Annotated in this window: 19 protein-coding genes; 14 read left to right on the top strand and 5 right to left on the bottom strand. The window is 32.3% G+C overall.

Annotated features, from left to right (window positions below):
* Positions 1–54: 54 nt before the first annotated feature.
* Positions 55–720, bottom strand: a complete 666-nt coding sequence (locus ACH2CG_RS01230; protein ID WP_395061388.1) for a hypothetical protein — start codon at positions 718–720, stop codon at positions 55–57.
* A gap of 87 nt (positions 721–807) precedes the next feature.
* On the bottom strand, positions 808–3,906 hold the full coding sequence (locus ACH2CG_RS01235) for a leucine--tRNA ligase (protein ID WP_395061390.1): 3,099 nt from the start codon (positions 3,904–3,906) through the stop codon (positions 808–810).
* Positions 3,907–4,215: 309 nt separating this feature from the next.
* Here ACH2CG_RS01235 and ACH2CG_RS01240 point away from each other — a divergent pair, with 309 nt between their 5' ends.
* The 7 genes from ACH2CG_RS01240 to ACH2CG_RS01270 all read left to right on the top strand — a co-directional run bounded on the left by ACH2CG_RS01240 (position 4,216) and on the right by ACH2CG_RS01270 (position 8,013).
* Entirely contained in the window at positions 4,216–5,091 is an 876-nt protein-coding gene (locus ACH2CG_RS01240) for a cell division protein FtsX (RefSeq protein ID WP_395061392.1), read from the top strand.
* Positions 5,092–5,131: 40 nt separating this feature from the next.
* Complete coding sequence (locus ACH2CG_RS01245) at positions 5,132–5,368, top strand: DUF3098 domain-containing protein (protein WP_395061394.1); 237 nt, start codon at positions 5,132–5,134, stop codon at positions 5,366–5,368.
* Positions 5,369–6,166, top strand: a complete 798-nt coding sequence (locus tag ACH2CG_RS01250) for an undecaprenyl-diphosphate phosphatase (protein WP_395061396.1) — start codon at positions 5,369–5,371, stop codon at positions 6,164–6,166. It begins immediately after the preceding gene.
* Complete coding sequence (gene truB / locus ACH2CG_RS01255; protein WP_395061398.1) at positions 6,166–6,864, top strand: tRNA pseudouridine(55) synthase TruB; 699 nt, start codon at positions 6,166–6,168, stop codon at positions 6,862–6,864. The genes ACH2CG_RS01250 and truB overlap by 1 nt, the downstream gene beginning before the upstream one ends.
* The gene (locus ACH2CG_RS01260; protein ID WP_395061400.1) at positions 6,861–7,418 is read left to right on the top strand and encodes a hypothetical protein; all 558 of its coding nucleotides are present in this window, start codon (positions 6,861–6,863) and stop codon (positions 7,416–7,418) included. The genes truB and ACH2CG_RS01260 overlap by 4 nt, the downstream gene beginning before the upstream one ends.
* 122 nt (positions 7,419–7,540) lie before the next feature.
* On the top strand, positions 7,541–7,705 hold the full coding sequence (locus tag ACH2CG_RS01265; RefSeq protein ID WP_395061402.1) for a hypothetical protein: 165 nt from the start codon (positions 7,541–7,543) through the stop codon (positions 7,703–7,705).
* Positions 7,681–8,013, top strand: a complete 333-nt coding sequence (locus ACH2CG_RS01270; RefSeq protein ID WP_395061404.1) for a type II toxin-antitoxin system RelE/ParE family toxin — start codon at positions 7,681–7,683, stop codon at positions 8,011–8,013. Before ACH2CG_RS01265 ends, ACH2CG_RS01270 begins: the two co-directional genes overlap by 25 nt.
* Positions 8,014–8,015: 2 nt before the next feature.
* Here ACH2CG_RS01270 and ACH2CG_RS01275 read toward each other — a convergent pair whose 3' ends face one another.
* Positions 8,016–8,609 carry a thioredoxin family protein gene (locus tag ACH2CG_RS01275; RefSeq protein ID WP_395061406.1) on the bottom strand — a complete coding sequence of 198 codons (594 nt, stop codon included), beginning with the start codon at positions 8,607–8,609 and terminating at the stop codon, positions 8,016–8,018.
* Between the two features lie 90 nt (positions 8,610–8,699).
* Here ACH2CG_RS01275 and ACH2CG_RS01280 point away from each other — a divergent pair, with 90 nt between their 5' ends.
* The 4 genes from ACH2CG_RS01280 to ACH2CG_RS01295 all read left to right on the top strand — a co-directional run bounded on the left by ACH2CG_RS01280 (position 8,700) and on the right by ACH2CG_RS01295 (position 13,501).
* Positions 8,700–9,479 carry a patatin-like phospholipase family protein gene (locus ACH2CG_RS01280; RefSeq protein WP_395061408.1) on the top strand — a complete coding sequence of 260 codons (780 nt, stop codon included), beginning with the start codon at positions 8,700–8,702 and terminating at the stop codon, positions 9,477–9,479.
* An 86-nt stretch (positions 9,480–9,565) separates the two neighbouring features.
* Entirely contained in the window at positions 9,566–10,273 is a 708-nt protein-coding gene (gene pyrH / locus ACH2CG_RS01285; protein WP_395061410.1) for a UMP kinase, read from the top strand.
* A gap of 71 nt (positions 10,274–10,344) precedes the next feature.
* Positions 10,345–10,905: a ribosome recycling factor gene (gene frr / locus ACH2CG_RS01290; protein WP_395061412.1), complete on the top strand. Its 561-nt coding sequence runs from the start codon at positions 10,345–10,347 to the stop codon at positions 10,903–10,905.
* A gap of 178 nt (positions 10,906–11,083) precedes the next feature.
* Positions 11,084–13,501 (top strand): DUF5686 family protein, encoded by a 2,418-nt coding sequence (locus ACH2CG_RS01295; protein WP_395061413.1) that lies wholly within the window; start codon positions 11,084–11,086, stop codon positions 13,499–13,501.
* Here the strand turns inward: ACH2CG_RS01295 and ACH2CG_RS01300 are convergent, their stop codons facing one another.
* Positions 13,502–15,766, bottom strand: a complete 2,265-nt coding sequence (locus ACH2CG_RS01300) for a cation:proton antiporter (RefSeq protein ID WP_395061415.1) — start codon at positions 15,764–15,766, stop codon at positions 13,502–13,504. It lies immediately after the preceding gene.
* Between the two features lie 186 nt (positions 15,767–15,952).
* On the opposite strand from ACH2CG_RS01300, the gene ACH2CG_RS01305 reads away from it, so the two are divergent.
* The 3 genes from ACH2CG_RS01305 (at position 15,953) to rpoN (ending at position 21,444) form a co-directional block, all read left to right on the top strand.
* On the top strand, positions 15,953–18,373 hold the full coding sequence (locus ACH2CG_RS01305; RefSeq protein WP_395061417.1) for an RND family transporter: 2,421 nt from the start codon (positions 15,953–15,955) through the stop codon (positions 18,371–18,373).
* 76 nt (positions 18,374–18,449) lie between these two features.
* Positions 18,450–19,886, top strand: a complete 1,437-nt coding sequence (gene asnS / locus ACH2CG_RS01310; RefSeq protein ID WP_395061419.1) for an asparagine--tRNA ligase — start codon at positions 18,450–18,452, stop codon at positions 19,884–19,886.
* 91 nt (positions 19,887–19,977) lie between these two features.
* A complete protein-coding gene (gene rpoN / locus ACH2CG_RS01315) occupies positions 19,978–21,444 on the top strand; it encodes an RNA polymerase factor sigma-54 (protein WP_395061421.1) in 1,467 nt (488 codons plus the stop codon).
* Positions 21,445–21,591: 147 nt separating this feature from the next.
* Here the strand turns inward: rpoN and queG are convergent, their stop codons facing one another.
* Positions 21,592–22,518 carry a tRNA epoxyqueuosine(34) reductase QueG gene (gene queG / locus ACH2CG_RS01320; RefSeq protein ID WP_395061446.1) on the bottom strand — a complete coding sequence of 309 codons (927 nt, stop codon included), beginning with the start codon at positions 22,516–22,518 and terminating at the stop codon, positions 21,592–21,594.
* Between the last annotated feature and the right edge of the window lie 2 nt (positions 22,519–22,520).

Consider the following 22,520-nt stretch of genomic DNA (forward strand, 5'->3'; position numbering starts at 1 on the left):
AAAAAAACCTTGCAATTTCTCACAAGGTTTTCTCCGAATTAATAATCAAACTTCTTATAATAAGGTAATTCCAAAAACAAAACGATTTTTTCCGCTTTCGTTAACGGTATTCAAAACCGATCCAAAATCAGATTTCCATCTTCCTCTTGTAAAGCCAATTTCGTAGGCTGCATTAATTTGAATTGGAAATGATTTTCTAAACAAATACACCGATAGTGATGGGCCAGCATAATACATTTGATTTCTAAGATTCAAATGTCCGCTATTATTATTGGGTTCCAAATCGTTTAAATCTATTGTATTTGAAGAAGAATAAACATCTAAAGTGCTTGCTGTTGAAGCAATATTTATGCCGCTAGTAAACGCAATTTTTTCTTCATTGATTAGATTGTAATGAAATTTTAAACGTGAATTAAAAGCATAATATTTATTCTTACTTCCATTTTTCTCTGGATTGGAATACATAAATCCAAATTCGCCTGCACCTGAAAATTTTTCACCGAAGACATTCATTCCAACGACAAATTCAGAAATAACTTTTTGAACTTCGGGTAGATTTTTAAATCTTAAGTTTTTATTTATGTTTAAATCGTCTTGAACCTGAGCGCCAAAACCTACATAGAGATCAGTTTTAACTTTTTTGGAAGCCACAGAATCTTTGACTTGACCAAAACTAATTGCCGAAATAGTTAATAGAAATAATGTGCTAATTTTTTTCATTGGTTAAAATTGTAAGGTTAAAAATAGAAAAATCCAAATATCAAGAGAAAACTCAATATTTGGATTTTTATTGTAAATCTGTTTTATTTATCCTACTAAATTAATCACTTTTCCTGGAACGATGATTACTTTATTAGGTGTTTTTCCGTCCAATTGCTTGATGGTGCGTTCGTCTGCGAGTACAATTTCTTGTATTTGCGGAACCGTTAAATCTAAAGACAATTTAATCGTAAAACGCATTTTTCCGTTGAACGAAACTGGATATTCTTTCTCCGATTCTACCAAGTATTTTTCTTCACAAACAGGAAAATCAACTGTAGAAACCGAACCTTGATGACCCAATTGCGACCATAATTCCTCAGCAATATGCGGCGCATAAGGTGATACTAGAATTGCCAAAGGTTCTAGAATTTTTCTGTGGTTGCATTTTAATGTAGCCAATTCATTCACGCAAATCATAAACTGCGAAACTGAAGTATTGAATGAGAAATTCTCGATATCTTCGGTAACTTTCTTAATGGTTTTGTGCAATGATTTGTACATTTCAGCTGTTGGTTCGTCGTTAGAAACATTCAAACCTGTATTTTCATCAAAGTACAAACGCCACAGTTTTTTCAAGAAACCTGAAACGCCTGTAATTCCGGCAGTATTCCAAGGTTTTGCTTGTTCCAACGGACCCAAAAACATTTCATACAAACGCAACGTATCCGCACCATAATCATTACAAACATCATCTGGATTAACTACATTGTATTTTGATTTTGACATTTTTTCTACTTCGCGACCAACAATGTATTTACCGTTTTCTAAAATGAATTCGGCGTCTTTATAATCAGAATATAACGGATGATTTTTGAATGCTTCGATGTTTAACTCGTTTGTGATGTCATTTATTACTGATAAATCGACATGAATTTTACTTATGTTGACAATATTAACTCCTATGTTTATTATTCTTGAATCATTTGTTTTTAATTCATCTATAGTTTTCTTAAGTCTATCATTAAAAATTAGATTTGAGTATTCATTTTTAATAATTAAATCCAACTCTTCTAAATTATTCTCCTCAACAATTCTTTTAGAAACAAGTATAGAACTTAAAACATTCTTTATTTTATCAATATATTCAAGACTTGTTCTATCTCCTCTTTCAAAACTTCCAAAAACATGAGTAGATAACTCTAACCTATAAGCTAACGCACTCATTCCTAAAATCATTCCTTGATTGATCAATTTCTTGAAGGGTTCTTCGGTTGGCGCGTAGCCTCTATCTTTTAGAAATTTATTCCAAAAACGAGAATACAATAAATGTCCTGTTGCGTGTTCGCTTCCTCCAATATATAAATCTACGTTTTGCCAATAGTTTAATGCTTCTTTACTTGCAAATTCGTTTTCGTTGTGTGCATCCATATAACGCATCCAATACCACGAACTTCCTGCCCAACCTGGCATGGTATTCAATTCTAAAGGAAAAACAGTCACATTATCAATCAACTCGCAACTCGTAACTCGCAACTTTTCACTATCCCAAGCCCAATTAGTTGCGTTTCCTAATGGCGGTTGTCCGTCTTCGGTTGGTAGATATTTTTCAACTTCTGGCAACACAATTGGCAAATGTTTGGCATCAATCATTTGTGGCAATCCATTTACATAATACACCGGAAATGGTTCACCCCAATATCTTTGACGAGAGAAAACCGCATCACGCAAACGGTAATTGGTTTTGCCTTTTCCTTGATGGATTTTTTCTAATGCTTCGATGCTATTTTTTGTTCCTTCTTTGTAATCTAATCCGTTAAGGAAATCAGAGTTTACCAATTCGAAGCCGCTTTTCTCACCATAAGCCGCTTCAGAAATATCTTTATTGAAAATATTTTTAATTTCAGGCATACCATTTTGACCTTTAAAGAAATTTGCAAAAGCATAATCTCTTTCGTCACCACACGGAACTGCCATCACTGCACCTGTTCCATAACCAGCCAAAACGTAATCGCCAATCCAAACCGGAATTGGTTCTTTAGTAAATGGATGTTCGGCAAACGCACCAGTGAAAACTCCAGAAATGGTTTTTACATCGGCCATTCGTTCTCTTTCTGAACGTTTTGCTGTTGCTTCAACATAAGCATCAACCACAGCTTTTTGTTCTGGCGTTGTAATTTGCGAGACCAAGTCATGTTCTGGTGCTAAAGTCATGAAAGTCACACCAAAAATTGTATCAGGACGCGTTGTGAACACTTCGATAAAAAGTTGTGAGTTTTGGGTTTCGGGTTTTGGGTTTAATGTGCCGTCAACTTGAAACTCGGAACTCGGAACTCGAAACCTTACTGTTGCTCCAATACTTTTTCCTATCCAGTTTCGTTGTGATTCTTTGATACTTTCACTCCAATCAATATCGTTTAAACCTTGCAATAATCGTTCGGCATAAGCAGAAATTCGCATGGACCATTGCGTCATTTTTTTACGAATAACAGGATGTCCGCCACGTTCTGAAACACCGTTTACAATTTCGTCGTTGGCTAAAACTGTTCCTAACGCTGTACACCAATTTACTTCGGTTTCTGCCAAATAAGTCAATCGGTATTGCAATAGTATTTGTTGTTTTTTCTCTTCTGAGTAAAACTTCCAATCTGAAGGGAAGAATATTTCGATATTATCGTCACAAACAGCTTGAACTGTAGAATTTCCTGCCATTTCAAAAATGGTAATCAAGGTCGAAATATCTTCGGCTTGGTCTGTTTTTTTATTGTACCATGAATTGAACAACTGAATAAAAATCCATTGTGTATGTTTGTAATAATCGGCATTTGACGTGCGCACTTCTCTACTCCAATCGAATGAAAATCCAATTTTATCTAGTTGCTCACGATAACGCGCAATATTTTCTTTGGTGGTTGTGTCTGGATGTTGCCCAGTTTGAATAGCATATTGCTCTGCAGGTAATCCAAAAGAATCATAACCTTGCGGATGCAAAACGTTAAAACCTTTGTGACGTTTGAATCGGGCAACAATATCTGAAGCAATATATCCTAACGGATGACCAACGTGCAAACCTGCTCCTGATGGATAAGGAAACATATCTAAAACATAATATTTTGGTTTATCCGAATGATTTGCTGCAGCAAAAGTTTGGTGTTCTGCCCAATATTTTTGCCACTTGGCTTCGATTTTTTCGTGATGGTATTTCATATTTTAAGTTTCTGAGTCGCTAAGATTATGAGTTACTGAGATTCTAAATAAAGAGTTCAAGTTTGACTAAAATCCTAGTAACCTAGTTTTATTTTAATTTATTACAAAATTATCGTTTTTAAAACACATTTACTTGTAAGAATTTACTTTGTTATTTTTTTTACTTAAAAGCTTGAAAGTTAATCGAAAGTTAATGTCTACGCTAATCGGTCACAAATTTACATTTATTGTACTAAAGTCAAAACTTTAAACGTTATAAACTATGAATAAAGAAATTGTTTATTATTTTTACCGCTTAATTTAGTACTTATGGCATCAAATTTTGATAAGTTTCAGAAACGCAGATTGATTTCTTCCTATTTTTCGGTTGTTTTGAGTGTATTTCTAGTATTGTTTTTACTGGGATTACTTGGACTTTTTATCATCAATTCTAGAAGATTATCAGACAATTTTAAAGAAGATATTGTAATGACGGTTTTCTTTAAAAATGAAGCTAACGATACGATTTTTAAAGCATTTGAAGCAGAAATGAAAGCAGGCAAGTTTGCTAAAGACTTCAAATATGTTTCTAAGGAAGTTGCTGCCAAACAGCACAAAGAGGTTATTGGCGAAGATTTTATGCAGTTTTTGGGTGTAAATCCGTTACAAAACTCTTATGACATTCACTTAAAAGCAGATTATGTTACCAATCCAGGTTTTTCTAAAGTAGAAAGTGAAATTCGTAAAAACACAATGGTTGCCGATGTGGTTTATGACAAGCAATTAATTACGTTAGTAAATGACAACGTAAAAACCATAAGTATGTGGATTTTAATCATCAGCGGAGTATTTGCTTTTATCTCGGTTTTATTAATCAACAGTTCGATGCGTCTTTCTATTTATGCCAATAGATTTATCATAAAAACAATGCAAATGGTTGGTGCAACTAAAGCTTTTATTAGAAAACCATTTGTTAGAAAAAGTATTATTTTAGGATTTATAGGTTCGGTTTTAGCAGTTTTAGCATTACTTGGTGTATTGACTTATGTGTCTATAAATTATCCAGGATTAGATATTCTTAAAGACATTCCATTAACAATTATAGTATTATTAGGCGTTTTGGTTCTTGGCGTTTTAATAACTTGGATAAGCACTCACTTTGCCACACAACGCTTTTTAAATTTAAGAACAGACGATCTTTATTAGAAAATACAGATAATAGACGAATAGATAACAGATAGAATTTATGAAAAATAACGAACAAACAACAGAATTTCTTTTTGACAAAGTAAATTATAAATTTTTATTAATTGCAATTGGTGTCATAGCACTAGGATTTATATTAATGTCTGGTGGCGGAAGCGACAATCCAAAAGTATTTAATGAAGATGTATTTAGTTTTAGAAGAATAAGATTAGCACCAACCGTAGTTTTAATTGGTTTTGGAATTGCTATTTATTCAATCTTTAAGAAGTCGAAATAAATGGATTATTTACAAGCAATTGTCCTTGCAATTATAGAAGGAATTACTGAATTTCTTCCTGTTTCTTCAACTGGACATATGATTATTGCAAGTTCATTTTTTGGAATTGCTCATGATGATTTTACCAAACTTTTCACAATTGTAATCCAACTCGGAACAATACTTTCGGTTGTGGTTTTATACTTTAAAAGATTTTTTCAAAGTTTCGATTTCTATTTTAAATTACTAGTAGCTTTTATTCCTGCAGTAGTTTTTGGATTGCTTTTTAGTAAAAAAATTGATGCTTTATTAGAAAACCCATTTACTGTTGCCATTTCCCTTTTACTTGGCGGAATCATTTTATTAAAAGTAGACGATTGGTTTTCTATAAAAACCGAAGTTACTACCAACCAAGAAATATCTTATTTAACAGCTTTCAAGATTGGATTTTTTCAATGTTTGGCAATGATTCCTGGTGTTTCAAGAAGCGGCGCAAGTATTGTTGGTGGTATGTCACAAAAATTATCAAGAACAACTGCGGCAGAATTTTCATTTTTTTTAGCTGTCCCTACAATGTTGGGCGCAACAGTTAAAAAATGTTACGACTATTATAAAGATGGTTTTGTATTGACCCACGACCAAATAAATTTTTTAATAATTGGTAATGTTGTTGGATTTATAGTTGCTCTTATTGCTATTAAAAGTTTCATTGGTTTTCTAAGTAAAAACGGATTTAAACTGTTTGGATATTATAGAATTATAGTTGGAATTGCACTGCTATTAATTCACTTTTTCATTCAAAAATTAGACATAATCTAATGACAGCCGAAGACTATCTAGAAGGTCAAATTATTCTAATTGACAAACCTTTGAAATGGAGTTCATTTCAGGCGGTGAATAAATTGAAATACATTTTGAAGCGAAAATACGATTTGCCAAAAAAATTTAAAATTGGTCATGCCGGAACTTTAGATCCTTTAGCAACTGGTTTATTAATTATTTGCACAGGAAAATTTACTAAAAGAATTACCGAAATTCAGGCGCAAGCCAAAGAATATACTGGTACAATAACTGTTGGAGCAACAACACCAAGTTACGATCTTGAAACCGAAGTTGATAAAACTTTTCCAACAGACCACATCACAGAAGCCTTACTACTTGAAACAACAAAACAATTTCTTGGTGAAATAGACCAAAAACCACCTGTTTTTTCAGCAATAAAAAAAGACGGAAAAAGACTTTATGAACATGCGCGTGCTGGTGAAGAAGTTGAAATTGCTTTTAGAAAAACCACCATTCACGAGTTTGAAATTACTAGAATTGCCTTGCCCGAAATTGATTTTCGTGTTACTTGCAGCAAAGGAACTTACATCCGTTCGTTAGCCTATGATTTTGGAATTGCACTTCAATCTGGAGGCCATTTATCGGCTTTGCGACGAACTAAAATTGGAGATTATACTGTTGACAATGCCATAACTCCAGATGATTTTGAGAAAGAAACAGAAGAAATTTTATGAAAAAAACTTTATTAATTGCACTTATTTTGTTTGTGAATTCTTTAATTTTTGGTCAAGAAAACGAAAACACTAACTCTAAAAATAGTCGTTTTTTCACTCAATTTGATGTTTCAATTCCGTTTAAAGGCAATCCAAATCGTAACGAAACCTATGTCAATAGCCAAGAAAATACCAATAAAAACTGGTTTGTTCCCGACGGAATAAATGCTAAAATTGGATATGGAATTCAAGAAAATCGCTGGATTGGACTGAGTTTACATACAGGAATTGATTGGAAAGCTACTGAAAAACTTGTAGCAATTCCTATTTTTGCCAACCTTGGACTAAGTACATCTGTGGGCAATAATTTACGCCTAACATCACAAGTTGGCTATGGAAAAGGATTTGCACTTGGACGAGGAAATCTATCTGGAGCGTACAAAAAAATAAGTTTGGGAATTGAAACAGATGCTGATTTAATACTCTTTGCAGAACTATCAAATTATGATATTAAGGTAAAAAATTTCGAATCGGTTTCGAGTTTTAGTTTAGGAATTGCATTGCGTACTTTCTAGTTTAGAATTTTTATTAAGTTAAAAACAAATCATCTAAAATCAATTTGGTTAAAATTTCTGTTCATTAAATTTTTCTATCCATTTATTTCTTACTTTTACTTTCCTATTAAATTTCATTTTTCATGAAAACAGCAAATAAAAAAACAAAAAACCTTGCAACTCCAGGTAAGCCAATGTCTCAAGAAGATTTTGTTTCTCTAATCAAGGAAGCGGAAAAAGGAGAATTTATGACAGAAAAAGAGTTTGACCAAAAATTTAATGAATGGAGGTTGCAAAGAAAGAAGTAGTTCGATCAGATTTTTATTTTGCTGATATTCAAAATATTTATGAATATGGTGAAGTCACATTTGGAGAAAGGGCAGCACTCATTTTTTATGAAGATCTTAAAATAATTGTTCGTGATTTAGAAACAAATTATTTAGTCAATCCAGAATGCCGTCATCTAGAAACAAAAACCAAAATTTACAGAAATATAATTCTAGGTTCTTACTTAATAATTTATAGAATTAGAGCTAATAAAACTGAAGTTTTAAGAGCTTTTCACGGAAGTCGTTCTCCACGAATAATAAAACAAGTTAGAAAAGTAAAAGTCTAACCCTATTTCATCAACGCAATAATTTCTCTTTGAGTTGAAATTCCTTTGTCATTCAAATACCATTTTTGCAATTCAATTTTGGCAGTTTCATCTACAATTCCATGTTTTGCTTTATAATTTACTATTAATCTCCTTGCTTCTTCTGGTCGAGGTCCAAAATCATTAATAACTTCATTAGTAGTTTTATCAATAATTATTACTTTCGGAATGGAGCGCGTACCGTTGGTTAAAAATAAATTCATCAACTCTTGATTGTCATCTCGAAGCACAATTCTTAAATCTATTTTATCGCTTGCTTGTGCCATCTTATTTAGTATGGGTAAAATTTGAGCGGCATCACCACACCAACTTTCAGAAAGCACCAACCAGTAATATTCTTTTTCTAGCTTATTTAAAAAAAGTTTTACATCATTAGCAACTTGCATCGTTTTATCCAACCTATTTAATCTTGCTTCGTTTAATTTTGTGTAATTTATTAAAGCTTCTGTTTGTTCATGACCAGTCGTTTTAGCATCATTTGCTAATAAAGTAACGTGATTTCTATATTCTTGATAAGAAAAACTAGAAACTAAACTTTTTTCTATAATTGAGTTCATAACTACTATTTTATTTTGCAAAATTAGTTTTATTTTTACACATCATTTGTAACAATAATTACACACAAGCGTTATCATAACAAAAAAGTAATGGATTTACATTCAAAGTCAATAGGATTTGCATTATCTGGTGGTGGTTCTAAAGGATTGGCTCATGCTGGTGCAATAAAATTTCTAGAAGAACAAAATATTAAACCATCGCAAATTGCAGGTTCGAGTGCTGGTGCAATTGTTGGCGCATTATACGCTTGGGGAAAAACTCCCGAAGAAATTCTTACCTTTTTTAAATCAATTTACTTTTTTCATTGGAAACATTTTACATTGAAAAAAGCTGGTATTATTGATTGTGATTCCTTTAAAAGCTATTTTGAAGATATTTTTAAAGATGCTAAAATGAGTGATTTAAAAATTCCAATGCACATTACTGCAACAGATATGGTAAAAGGAAAGCTGAAAATCTTCAATAATTCTACAAAAATTGTTGATGCTGTTTTAGCTTCATCAGCTGTTCCCGGAGTAATTTCGCCCTATCTAATTAATGGGAATTTATATAGCGATGGCGGAATTTTAAATCATTTTCCATCAGATATTTTACAGGGAAGATGCGAAAACATCATTGGTGTATATGTGAGTCCTATTCAAAAAATAGAAGCTAAAGATTTAAATTCTATAAAGGCTGTAACTACTAGAGCATTCGATTTACTGTCGGCAAATTCAAACTTTCAAAAATTTAACAATTGCGATTGGGTAATTGAACCCGAAGAATTAACAAACTTTAGCACATTTGAAACCAATAAAATAAAAATGGATAAGATTTTTGAAATTGGATATCAAGCAGCAAAAAAGTCATTTGAAGCATTAGAAACATAATTTTTAAATTCGCTATTTCATAAAAATATATAATAACTATATTTGCAATTCAAAAACACAACCTTTTTCAAAATAAACAACTACGAATGAAATACAAAAGAATTCTTTTAAAATTAAGTGGTGAAGCATTAATGGGTGAACGACAATACGGAATTGATCCAAAAACACTAGCCGAATATGCTGATCAAATTAAGCAAATTCATGAAAAAGGTGTCGAAATTGCGATTGTTATTGGTGGTGGAAATATTTTTAGAGGTGTTGCTGGCGCAAGTAATGGAATGGACAGAGTGCAAGGCGATTATATGGGAATGTTAGCAACCGTTATTAACGGAATGGCATTGCAAGGCGCACTAGAAGACAAAGGAATGCTAACAAGATTGCAAACTGCCTTAAAAATTGAAGCTATTGCTGAACCTTACATAAAAAGAAGAGCTGTTAGACATTTAGAAAAAGGTAGAATTGTTATTTTTGGAGCCGGAACTGGAAATCCTTATTTTACAACCGATACAGCAGCCGTTTTGCGTGGTGTTGAAGTGCATGCTGATGTAATTTTAAAAGGTACAAGAGTTGACGGTATTTATACAGCCGATCCCGAAAAAGATGCAACAGCTACTAAATTTGATTACATTTCATTTGAAGATGTTATCAAAAAAGGATTAAATGTAATGGACTCAACAGCATTCACATTAAGTCAAGAAAATAAATTGCCAATCGTAGTTTTTGATATGAACAAAAAAGGTAATTTACTTAAAATTTGCGAAGGCGAAAACGTAGGAACAGTAGTTAATATATAGCAATCAGTAACCAGTTTACAGTCACAATTAAAAACTGAAAGCTGTGAATACAACTGAAAAACTCAAATAAAATGGAAGAAATTGAATTTATTTTAGACAGCACAAAAGAAGCAATGTCTGGTTCTATTGAACACCTAGAGAAATCATTTTTAAATATTCGTGCAGGAAAAGCATCTCCGCAAATGCTTGGAAGTGTTTTTGTAGATTATTATGGTTCACAAACACCACTTTCTCAAATTGCTAACGTAAATGTACCCGACGCAAGAACGATTACAATTCAGCCCTATGAAAAAAGCATGTTGCAACCTATAGAGAAAGCAATTATGATCGCCAATCTTGGCTTTAACCCAATGAATAATGGAGATTTAATCATCATTAGCGTTCCGCCATTGACGGAAGAACGTCGAAGAGATTTGGTAAAACAAGCAAAGTCAGAAGCTGAAGACGCTAAAATTAGTGTTCGTAATCACAGGAAAGATGCTAATTCTGACATTAAGAAATTAGAAAAAGACGGAACATCAGAAGATGTTTGTAAAACAGCAGAAGAAACAGTTCAAAAAATGACAGATAATTTCATTAAAAAGGTAGAAGAAACTTTGGTTCACAAAGAAGCCGAAATAATGAAAGTATAATTTTCGTTAAATCTATATTAAAATCCGTGTTGTCTAACTAAAATTAGGCGAGACGGATTTTTTTATTGCTACTTTTGTAGAAATTTTTTTACACAAGTTAAAACAAATCATTTTAATGAAAAATTTTTGTGTTTTTCTACTACTTCTTTTTTGCAATTTTGCAATTTCCCAAAAAACGATGAAAGGTCAAGTAATTGATTTTGATTCTACTGTGCCAATTGCTTTTGCTAAAATAACCTACAATAACAAAACAATTGCTTCCGATTGGGAAGGAAAATTTACTATTGATATAAAAGACGACAACAAGCCTATTGTGTTTTCTTACAAAGGTTATTATGACAAAACCTATTATCAAACTGTTGGCGCGAAATATATTTTGGTAAAAATGGTGACGAACAACACCTTAAAAGAACAGGAGATTTATTCTGAAAATCAAGTAAATTTAATTATCAAAAAAGTTATTGAAAATAAGCCAAAAAATCAACCAGAAAAAGCCTTAAACACATTTGAATACAAAAATTACGAACATTTATTAGTATCAGCAAATCCCGATTCTATTTCTGGAAAAATTGATACTATTTATAAAAAATCACTGTTTGGAAAAACTAAAATTCAATTGGATTCTACCAATTATAAATTCAAAAAATTAGTCGAAAAACAGCACATCTACCAAACCGAAAAAGTAAATTTATTACAACACAACAACGACGGAACCAAAGAAACAATTCTAGCTTCTAGAATGGCAGGTTTCAAAAAACCGCTATATGAATATTTAGGTTTAAATTTAGTTTCCTATTCATTGTACGACAATAGTTTAGAGATTTTAGAAATTCCCATTAGAAATCCAATTTCTAGTTACGGACGAAAATTATTTGTTTTTAAAATTATTGACACTGTAAAAATTCAAAACAGAACCGTTTATCGTATTTATTTTCAACCAAAAAAATTGAATTCGGATAAATTGAGAGGTTTACTTTTTGTCGATGCAGAGAATTTTGCCATAGCAAAAGCATTTTATAGGATTTATGGAATCATCAACATCAATGCAACTTATACTTTCAACTTCATGAAAGAACATAAATTGTGGTTTCCAGAGAAAAGAAAATTTATTGTTGTAAAAGGAAATAACAGCGAAGATTTGAAAGTTCTTGGCGGAACAATCAAATTTAACTCTAGTCTGGAAGGATTGCAAAAAGATGCTTCCGACCAAATGTATCTAAAACTAGAATCAACTCCTTATGATATAAAAATTAACGAGTTAGTTTCTTTTAAAACACCAAGCATAAAAATTGATGTTCCAGAAGCCAGCATGTCTAAACCCGATTCTTATTGGAAATCTTTGAAAAAAGACACGCTCGACGTTAGAAAAATTCGAACTTACACCAACTTAGATAGTCTTGCGGTTGCAGAAAATATTGAACAAAAAATATTTTTAGGCAAGAAAATATTCAACGGCTATTTACCTGTAAGTTATGTAGATATCGATTTAAAATCAATTATAAAATATAATAATTATGAAGGTTTTAGACTAGGAATTGGCGGTATTACTAACAATAAATTGTCTGAAAAATATAAAGTAAGTTTCTTTGGCGCCTACGGATTTAAAGATGATAAATTAAAATATGGCATCACTCCTTCTTATTTGCTTGAAAAAGAAACCAATACATGGATAAGCGCGTCTTACAACGATGATTTGAGTGAGATTGGTCAAATTCAGTTTGCAACACAGGCGCGTCGTTTTAAAATATATGATCCTAGACCAATTAATATTTCAACTTTTTATAGTAATAAAGCTGCTTCTTTTTTTATAGAAAGTAAATATATTCCTAAAACAGATATTTATTTTGGCATTTCTAGAAGTGAAATTCTACCTCTTTTTGACTATACTTTTTTTGCAAAAGAAAATTATTATAAGAATTTCAACTTAACAACGGCGCAATTTTCAATTCAATGGAATCCTTTTAGTGGTTACATGCAAACGGCTTCGGGAAGAATTGAAATTGAAAAAAGGTTTCCAAAATTTGCCTTACAAGTTACAAAATCATTTGACAACGTTTTAGGAAGTGATTTTGATTTTACCAAAATTGACTTTAAAATAACACACGAAATTCCGTATTTATCAGGTCAAAATACGTCGTTTATTTTACAAAGCGGATTTGCCTTTGGCGATGTTCCATTAACTCATTTATACAGTATTGCGCCAAATAATTTAAACAGAGAAACATTATTTAAGCGTATTACTTTTGCAGGTAAAAACAGTTTTGAAACCATGTTTTTCAATGAATTTTTCTCAAGCAAATATGTTTCTTTTCATGTAAAACACACATTTAATAAAGTGAAAATTGCATATAAAATTAAACCTTTAATTTCTGTAGTAACAAGAATGGCTTGGGGAAATTTGGACAAACCAGAACAACAAATTGGATTTCAATATAAAACTTTAGAAAGAGGTTTTTTTGAAAGCGGTGTCGAGGCCAATCAAATTTTTAAAGGATTTGGGTTGACTTTCTTCGTTAGATATGGTCCAAATGCATTACCTAAATTTGAAGACAATTTTGCTTTGAAGTTGAGTTATGTTTTGAATTTAGGATTTTAATTAAGGTTTAATAATCAAAACCGAAGGCACTGTACTCAACCAAACACTTTGAGAATCTACTAATTTCTTCCAACTTTCTAGTGATATCATCATTAAATCTTGTTTGGCAAGAAATCCGGCTTTCATTTTGTTTTCTGTAAGTATAGCAATGTTTTCGGGATAATTTTGAGATAATGTTTGTATTGCCAATTCAATATCTTGGTTGTTTTTTACTTGTTCATCAATATCTAAAACGGTAACTTTAGAATTGCTATTATACACTAATTTCTCAGCATATTCAATAAGAAAAGCATCTTCTACAGAAAAAATTGGCACAAAAACTTCTGTCAATTCTGTCAATTCTTTATCGATTAATATTCCTAGTGGCGTTTTACTTTTAGAAATAATCAATCGCGTTCTATCGTCAAAAGGTGAGTTTTGAAAAAGTCCTTCTTTACCGGTAAATTTATCCAGCAATCGATCTGGATTTATAATTCTCGTTGTAAATCCGAGTACTTTTCCTAATAACGTTCCTTCAAAAATTGATTTTCCTAAACCTACCAAAACCAAATCAAAATCGCCTCTAGTAGCAATATCGGCAATATCCGTTTCTATATCTACCGTTGCTTTAAAAATAGTTGTGATTTCTTGGTCAAGAACTTTAGATTCTGCAAGTATAGGTTGAAATGTTTCTTGCTCATATTCTTCTAAATTGTAAGCATGCATTTCATCTGATAAAGACATGTGCAAAGCAGTTACATTAGTATTTTCCTTTTGCTTTTTAACAAAACTATTGGCCAATCTAAGTAGTGATTTTCCCTTTTCGTTGTTTCCAAAAGAAATTAAAACTTTAAAAGTGCTGTTGCTAATTTCCTTCGGAATTATTACTTCTTTTCGCTTAAAAATATAGTTTATCAAATCTATTGCTGGACCAGTCATAAAAGTCGTGACCAAAGCCATAATGACCATCATTGTAAAAATTTCTGTAGATAAAACGCCTAAATCATATCCTATATTCAATACAACCAATTCCATCAATCCACGAGTGTTCATTAACGCACCAATTGTTAAGCTGTCGCGCCAATTCTGACCTACAAATTTTGCTGCCAAAGTACTCCCTAAAAACTTTCCTACGACAGCAACAAGAATTATAAATCCAGTGATTTTCCATAAATAAGGATCATTAATCAATCCTATTTGCGTTCTTAAACCTGTAAAAACAAAAAACAATGGAAGCAATAATATTAAGGCAACATCTTCAACTTTTTCTATGATAATGTTTCTAATTTTAGAAATATCGGGCATAATTGCACCAGTTAAAAAAGCTCCGAATAAAGCATGAATACCAATAACTTCAGATAAATAAGAAGATATAATTAGCGTCAACAAAAATATTGCAACTACTGGTTTGCTTAAATTATCACGAGTTGCATACAAATCACCTACTTTTTTCAAAAACGGTTTTACTATAAAAAGCATGGCTAAGACATAAACCAAAGCCAACATAATAACATACATAGAACTAGCAAAAGTTCCTGCTTTTACAATGGCAATTACAGCGGCAAGAATACACCAAGCTGTAATATCATCGGCTGCAGCACAAGTAATTACAATTGCACCAAGCTTGGTTTTATGAATACCTCGTTCTTGAACAATTCGTGCCAAAACAGGAAATGCAGTAATACTCATGGCAATTCCCATAAATAAACTAAACGATAAAAACTCAACACCTTTAGGAGCAAATTGATTGTAAACAAAGTAAGACAATCCTATTCCAAGTGCAAACGGAAAAACTATGCTGGCATGACTTATTACAACAGCATCGTTGGCTTTATTTTTTAAAACCTTCAAATCCAACTCCATACCAATAACAAACATGAACAATATCAACCCTATTTGACTAAGAAATTGAAGATTTCCAAGAGATTCTGTTGGAAAAAGCAAACCTGAATATTCTGGAAAATACATTCCAACAACCGATGGTCCAAGAAAAATTCCAGCAATAATTTCACCTATTACAGAGGGTTGTCCTATTTTTCTAAACAACCATCCAAATAATCTTGCCACAATAATTATGGTTATAATTTGGAGTAAAAGTATAGCAAGCGGATGTTTTAAATTATGAGTTAGCGAATCTATAAACTGACTGAAATAAGTTGCTTTAGAGCTAGGAGAAACTACATCGCTAGTTTGCAAAAGTTTTCCTTTAGAAACAATCCAAAAAATCAAAGCTGTAAATCCGCCAGTTACAGCAATATAAAACAAAGCATTTTTGATATTTTTCATTCTTAAATCAACGTTTTTTTTAGCATTACAAATATGAGAAAAATTGCATCAAAAACTATAAAAACACTGTAATTTTAATATGAATTTTAGATTAGAACAAAATAGCTAAATTTCTATACAAAAGATACGGTGAAGTTCTTTTGAATTGAGCGGTTTTGATTACCTTTGCATCCCATTTTAGGTCATATGAAAAAGATGTTAGGTATTGGTTTCTGGGAATTTATAGCGCGAGTTATCCTTAGAAACAGAGTTGTTTTATTACTAGGAGTTGTCGCAATTACTGTTCTTTTTGCATTGCAATGGAAAAATGTTAGGTTTACTAAAACTGAAGCAAACCTTATTCCGGCAGACGATAAAGTAAATGTTGATTACGATAAATTTCTAAAAAACTTTGGCGAAGAAGGAAATCTAATTGTTATTGCAACCAAAGACCATAAATTATTTACTCCTAAAGTATTCAAAGCTTGGAGCGAAATGATGGAGAAATTTAAAAGTGATAAAGAAGTAACTTTAGTTATTTCGGTTGATAATCTTCAGAAATTAGTTAAAAATGATTCGCTTAAAACCTTTCAATTAAAACCATTTGTTAATCCAAGTAAAATTAACAACCAAAAGTATTTAACTTCTTTAAAGACAGATTTTTTTACAAATTTTCCTTTTTACGAAGGATTACTTTTTAACAAAAATACACAAGCTGTAAGATCGGCAATTTACATTGATAAAAAAATTGTAAATACCACAGCAAGAAAAGAATATATCTTAAATAAATTCATTCCAGAAGTCAATAAATTCTATGAAGAAACCGGAATAAAACCGCACGTTTCAGGAATGCCATACATAAGAACCCTAAATGCCAAAACAATTATTGATGAAATTGGGTTGTTTATTGGTGCAGCATTATTGATTACATCGCTTATATTTTTCTTTTTTTTCCGTTCGTTTAGAGCAACAATGGTTTCAATGATTGTTGTAATTATTGGCGTAATGTGGTCGTTTGGAATTATGGGGGCAATGGGTTACGAAATCACTGTTCTTACAGCATTAGTACCAACATTGGTTATTGTAATTGGAATTCCGAATTGCATATTTTTTATCAATAAATACCATCAAGAATACCACAAACATTCTAACAAAGCCAAATCGTTACAACGCGTTATTACCAAAACCGGAACTGCAACTTTAATGACCAACATTACAACTGCCGTAGGTTTTGCAACTTTTATAGTAACTAATAACATACTACTAAAAGAATTTGGAGTAGTAACAACGCTTAATATTTTAGCAATTTACTTGCTGAGTTTGTTGATAATTCCTATTTTTTTTAGTTACATTCCGCCACCTAATTCACGACATCTTGGGCACTTAGAACGCGACTCGTTGACCACTTTTTTCAAGTGGATAATCAATACTGTAAAATACAATCGATTTGGCGTTTATGTAACTTCAGTAATTTTTTTAGTTTTCGGAATTATTGGTATTTACGAAATTAAAATGTCGGGAAGTATCATTGAAGATATGCCAAAGAAAACTGAATTCTTTGATGACATTCGATTCTTTGAAAAAGAATTTAGCGGTGTAATGCCACTAGAAATAATGATTGACACCAAAAAGAAAAATGGTGCCATGAAACTTACCAACTTAAAAAGAATGGAAGAACTGGAAGAAACAATAAACGAAATTCCAGAACTTTCTAAACCGTTATCAATAGTCAATGTTGCCAAAAGTTTCACACAAGCTTATTACAATGGAAATCCAGAATTTTATGCAATTCCATCGTCGCAAGAAGAAACTTTTTTATTGCCATACATTAAAAATACTTTTAAAAATTCAAAAGACAATCAGCTTAAAAGTTATTTGAGTAATGACGGAAGTATTGCAAGAATGACAACGTTTATCAAAGATGAAAATGGCGATAAAATGGAAGACGTAGAAGCGCAATTGCGTCGAAAAATTAACAAACTTTTTCCAGAACCTAAATATGAAGTTATCATTACTGGTAAAGCATCTGTTTTTCAAAAAGGCACAAAATATTTGCTTGACAATCTTTTATCATCCTTACTTTTCGCATTTTTATTAACTGGTGGTTTGGTAGCCATAATGTTTCGTTCGTTTAAGATGGTTTTGGTAGCAATAATTCCAAATTTATTGCCGTTAATAATGACTGCTGGAATCATGGGCTTTTTGGGAATTCCATTAAAACCATCTACATTATTAGTATTCGGAATTGCCTTTGGGCTATCTGTAGACGACACTTTACGGTTTTTAGCACAATACCGATTGGAACTTGCTCGAAATGATTGGAAGATAAAAAAATCAGTATTTGCAACCTTCAACGATGCCGGAATTAGCATGTTTTACACATCGATAGTATTGTTTTTTGGGTTTTCTGTATTTATGCTTTCTAGCTTTGGCGGTACAGTTGCACTTGGCGGATTGGTATCAATAACACTTTGTTTTGGAATGTTGGCTAACTTGGTTTTGTTACCAGCATTGGTCTTAACATTAAATAAAACATTGGCAAACGAGCAAGAATTCTTAGAACCAACAATTGATATTCTAGAACATTCCGACGAAGAGTTGGACAAATTAGAAAAGAAAAATAAATAATTTATATTTGCACAAGGATATTTAAGATAAACTGTCACCCAGAGCGCAAGTCGAAGGGCTAAATTTTAAACAAGAAATGAAACATACAAAAGTTAAGGACTTATTAAACAGCACTAAAACGCTGCATGAAATAAATGCAAAAGGTTGGGTAAGAACTTTTAGAAACAATCAATTTATAGCATTGAACGACGGTTCAACTATTAACAATATTCAATGTGTAATAGATTTTGAAAACACACCAGAAGAAACTTTAAAAAGAATTACAACTGGAGCAGCAATTTCTGTTACAGGAGAATTGGTAGAAAGTAAAGGTGCTGGACAAAAATATGAAATACAGGTTTCTAAGTTAGAAATTCTTGGCGATTGTGATGCTGAGAAATTTCCAATACAACCTAAGAACAAACCAAGTTTAGATTTCCTTCGCGAAAACGCACATTTACGTCCACGAACAAATATGTTTGGTGCAATTATGAGAGTTCGTTCAGTTCTTTCATTTGCAGTACACAGTTATTTTCAAGAAAAAGGGTTTGTATATGTAAACACGCCAATCATCACAGGTTCCGATGCTGAAGGTGCTGGAGAAATGTTTAAAGTTACCGCTTTGCCATTTGACAATACTCCAAGAACAGAAGATGGAAAAGTAAATTATAAAGAAGATTTCTTCGGAAAAGAAACCAACTTAACCGTTTCTGGACAATTAGAAGGCGAAACTTATGCAATGGCATTGGGTCAAATTTATACTTTCGGACCAACTTTTAGAGCTGAAAATTCTAATACTTCACGTCACTTGGCTGAATTTTGGATGATTGAACCAGAAGTAGCTTTCAATGATTTGAACGACAATATGGATTTGGCAGAGGATTTTATTCAATACGTAATTAAATATACGATGGATAAATGTCCAGAAGATTTAAAATTCTTAGAAGCGCGTTTGTTGGAAGAAGAAAAATCTAAACCGCAAGCTGAACGTAGCGAAATGGCTTTGTTAGACAAATTAAATTTGGTTTTAGAAAACAATTTCAAACGTGTTTCTTATACCGAAGCTATTGATATTTTAAGAGATTCAACTCCAAACAAAAAGAAAAAATTCAACTATATCATCAACGAATGGGGTGCAGATTTGCAAAGCGAACACGAAAGATATTTAGTTGAAAAACACTTTAAATGTCCGGTAATTTTATTTGATTATCCTGCAAATATTAAAGCGTTTTACATGCGTTTGAACGAAGACGGAAAAACAGTTCGCGCCATGGATATTCTTTTCCCAGGAATTGGAGAAATTGTTGGAGGTTCACAAAGAGAAGAGCGTTTTGATGTACTAGTAGAAAAAATGAAAGCACTAGGAATTGACGAAGAAGAACTTTGGTGGTATTTAGACACCCGAAGATTTGGAAGCGCAGTTCACTCAGGTTTCGGATTAGGATTTGAAAGATTGGTGCTTTTCGTAACAGGAATGACTAATATCCGTGACGTAATTCCGTTTCCAAGAACACCACAAAACGCAGAGTTTTAAAAAAGTTTAATGTTGTTTAAAATTGTTTAAAGTTGTTTAATCCAAACACATTTAAACCCTTAAACTCTTAAACCTTTAAACCAAAATAAAAATGTTAAAACAAAACTTACAATTCAAATTATCTCAAAAATTATCTCCTCAACAAATTCAGTTGATGAAGTTGATTCAATTGCCGACGCTGGCTTTTGAGCAACGTTTGTTGGAAGAAATGAACGAGAATCCAGCATTGGAAACTGGTAAAGATGAGGAAGAGGTTTTTGAAAAAGATGAATTCGACAACAACGACGAATACGACGATTATGAAGGAAGCGACAATATTGAAGCCGATGATATCAATGTTGACGAATATTTAAGCAACGACGAAATTCCAGATTACAAACTGCAAGCCAACAATTTTAGCGACGACGATGACGATCGCGAAAATCCTTATGCATCACCAGTAAGTTTTCACCAAGATTTAATCAATCAGTTAAACACTTTTATACTGAATGATACCGACAGAGAAATTGCAGAATTCTTGGTTGGAAGCATTGATGATATGGGTTACATTCGAAGAACAATTCAGGATATTGTAGACGACATGGCATTTACTCAAGGCATTTACACCGATGAGAAAAATGTAGAACGCATGCTGCACGTAATTCACGAACTAGAACCTTCAGGTGTTGGTGCGCGCGACTTACAAGAATGTTTACTATTGCAATTAAAGCACAAAACGCCAACAGAATATGTTGCTATGGCAATTGATATTGTCGAAAATCAATTTGAAGCGTTTACCAAAAAACATTACGATAAGTTACTTCAAAAATACAGTATTTCGCAAGATCAGCTCAAAAAAGCAATTCACGAAATAGAAAAATTAAACCCAAAACCTGGAGGTTCTTTTACCGGAAACAACAAAGTTACCGAAAACATAATTCCAGATTTCGCCATAAGAATCAACGATGGCGAGCTCGAACTGACCTTAAATGGCAGAAATGCTCCATCGCTGCACGTTTCTAAAGACTACCAAGAAATGATGCAAACCTATAAAGATTCTCGTGACAAATCGGGTTCACAAAAAGATGCCGTTCAGTTTATCAAACAAAAATTGGATTCGGCCAAATGGTTTATCGACGCAATCAAACAACGTCAAGAAACCCTTTTTGTAACCATGAACGCCATCATGCATTTTCAAGAAGAATTTTTCCTTGACGGCGAAGAAACCTCAATGAAACCAATGATTCTAAAGGACATTGCAGACATGGTTGGTCTAGACATTTCAACCGTTTCTCGTGTGGCAAACAGCAAATATGTTGACACGCCATATGGCACAAAATTGATTAAGGAATTCTTCTCAGAAGCAATGAAAAATGATCAAGGCGAAGACGTTTCAACGCTAGAAATCAAGAAAATTCTTCAAAATACTATAGAAGACGAAGATAAAAGCAAACCGCTTCCAGACGATCAATTGGCTGAAATTCTAAAAGAAAAAGGCTATCCAATTGCGAGACGAACTATTGCAAAATATCGTGAACAACTAGACATTCCTGTGGCACGAATGAGAAAGAAGATTTAATTTTTCTTTCCATAAAAAATGCCCCAAATAGTGTCTAACTTTTTGGGGCATGTCCAACACTGGAAGTTTTTTTATTTTCATTGCTATCAGGGCTAAAAAGGTTTTGTCTCTTGTAAAGAAATGAGGTAAAAAACAACAGACAATCCATCAACTTTTTAAAAACTCAATATTTCGCTTAAAACCTTCAAGTTTAGTTCTTTTTACTGCTGAATTTTTAAAAACTTGTCTAAAGGTATCATCTGTAATTTCGTCCCAATCTTTTTTAGAGAAAGACAAAAGATCAGGATTGGCATTAAATAAAGGTTCGCTGTGCGGTTTAGAAAATTTATTCCACGGACAAACGTCTTGGCAAACATCACAGCCAAATGCCCAATCATCTAACTTTCCTTTAATTTCTAATGGTAAATTATCTTTCAATTCAATAGTATAATAAGAGATGCATTTGCTTCCATCTACAACATAAGGCGAAACGATTGCTTCTGTTGGGCAAGAATCAATACAAGCGGTGCAAGTTCCGCAATGATCTGTTGTTGCGAAGTCATAATCTAATTCTAAATCTACAATCAATTCAGCAATAAAGTAAAACGAACCTACTTTTTGGGTAATTAAATTACTATTTTTCCCTATCCAACCCAAACCACTTTTTGCAGCCCAAGCTTTGTCTAAAACTGGTGCAGAATCTACAAATGCTCTGCCCGAAACTTCTCCAATTTCAGTTTGAATTGTAAATAATAATTCTTTTAATTTTTCTTTAATTACAAAATGATAATCTTGACCGTAGGCATATTTAGAAATTTTATAACTTTCTGTATTTTGTGCTTCTGATGGATAATAATTCAATAGTAATGAAATAACACTTTTGGCATCATCAACCAACAAAGTCGGATTCAATCGTTTATCAAAATGATTTTCCATGTAATACATTTGACCATGATGATTTTTATTAAGCCAATTTTCTAATCTTGGTGCTTCCTCCTCAAGAAAACCAGCTTTGGATATCCCACAAGACAAAAAACCGAGGCGTTTTGCTTCGGCTTTTATAAGAGATGTATATTTTTCTTTGTTGTTTATCAAAA

This window comes from Flavobacterium sp. (assembly GCF_043778725.1).
GTDB lineage: Bacteria > Bacteroidota > Bacteroidia > Flavobacteriales > Flavobacteriaceae > Flavobacterium.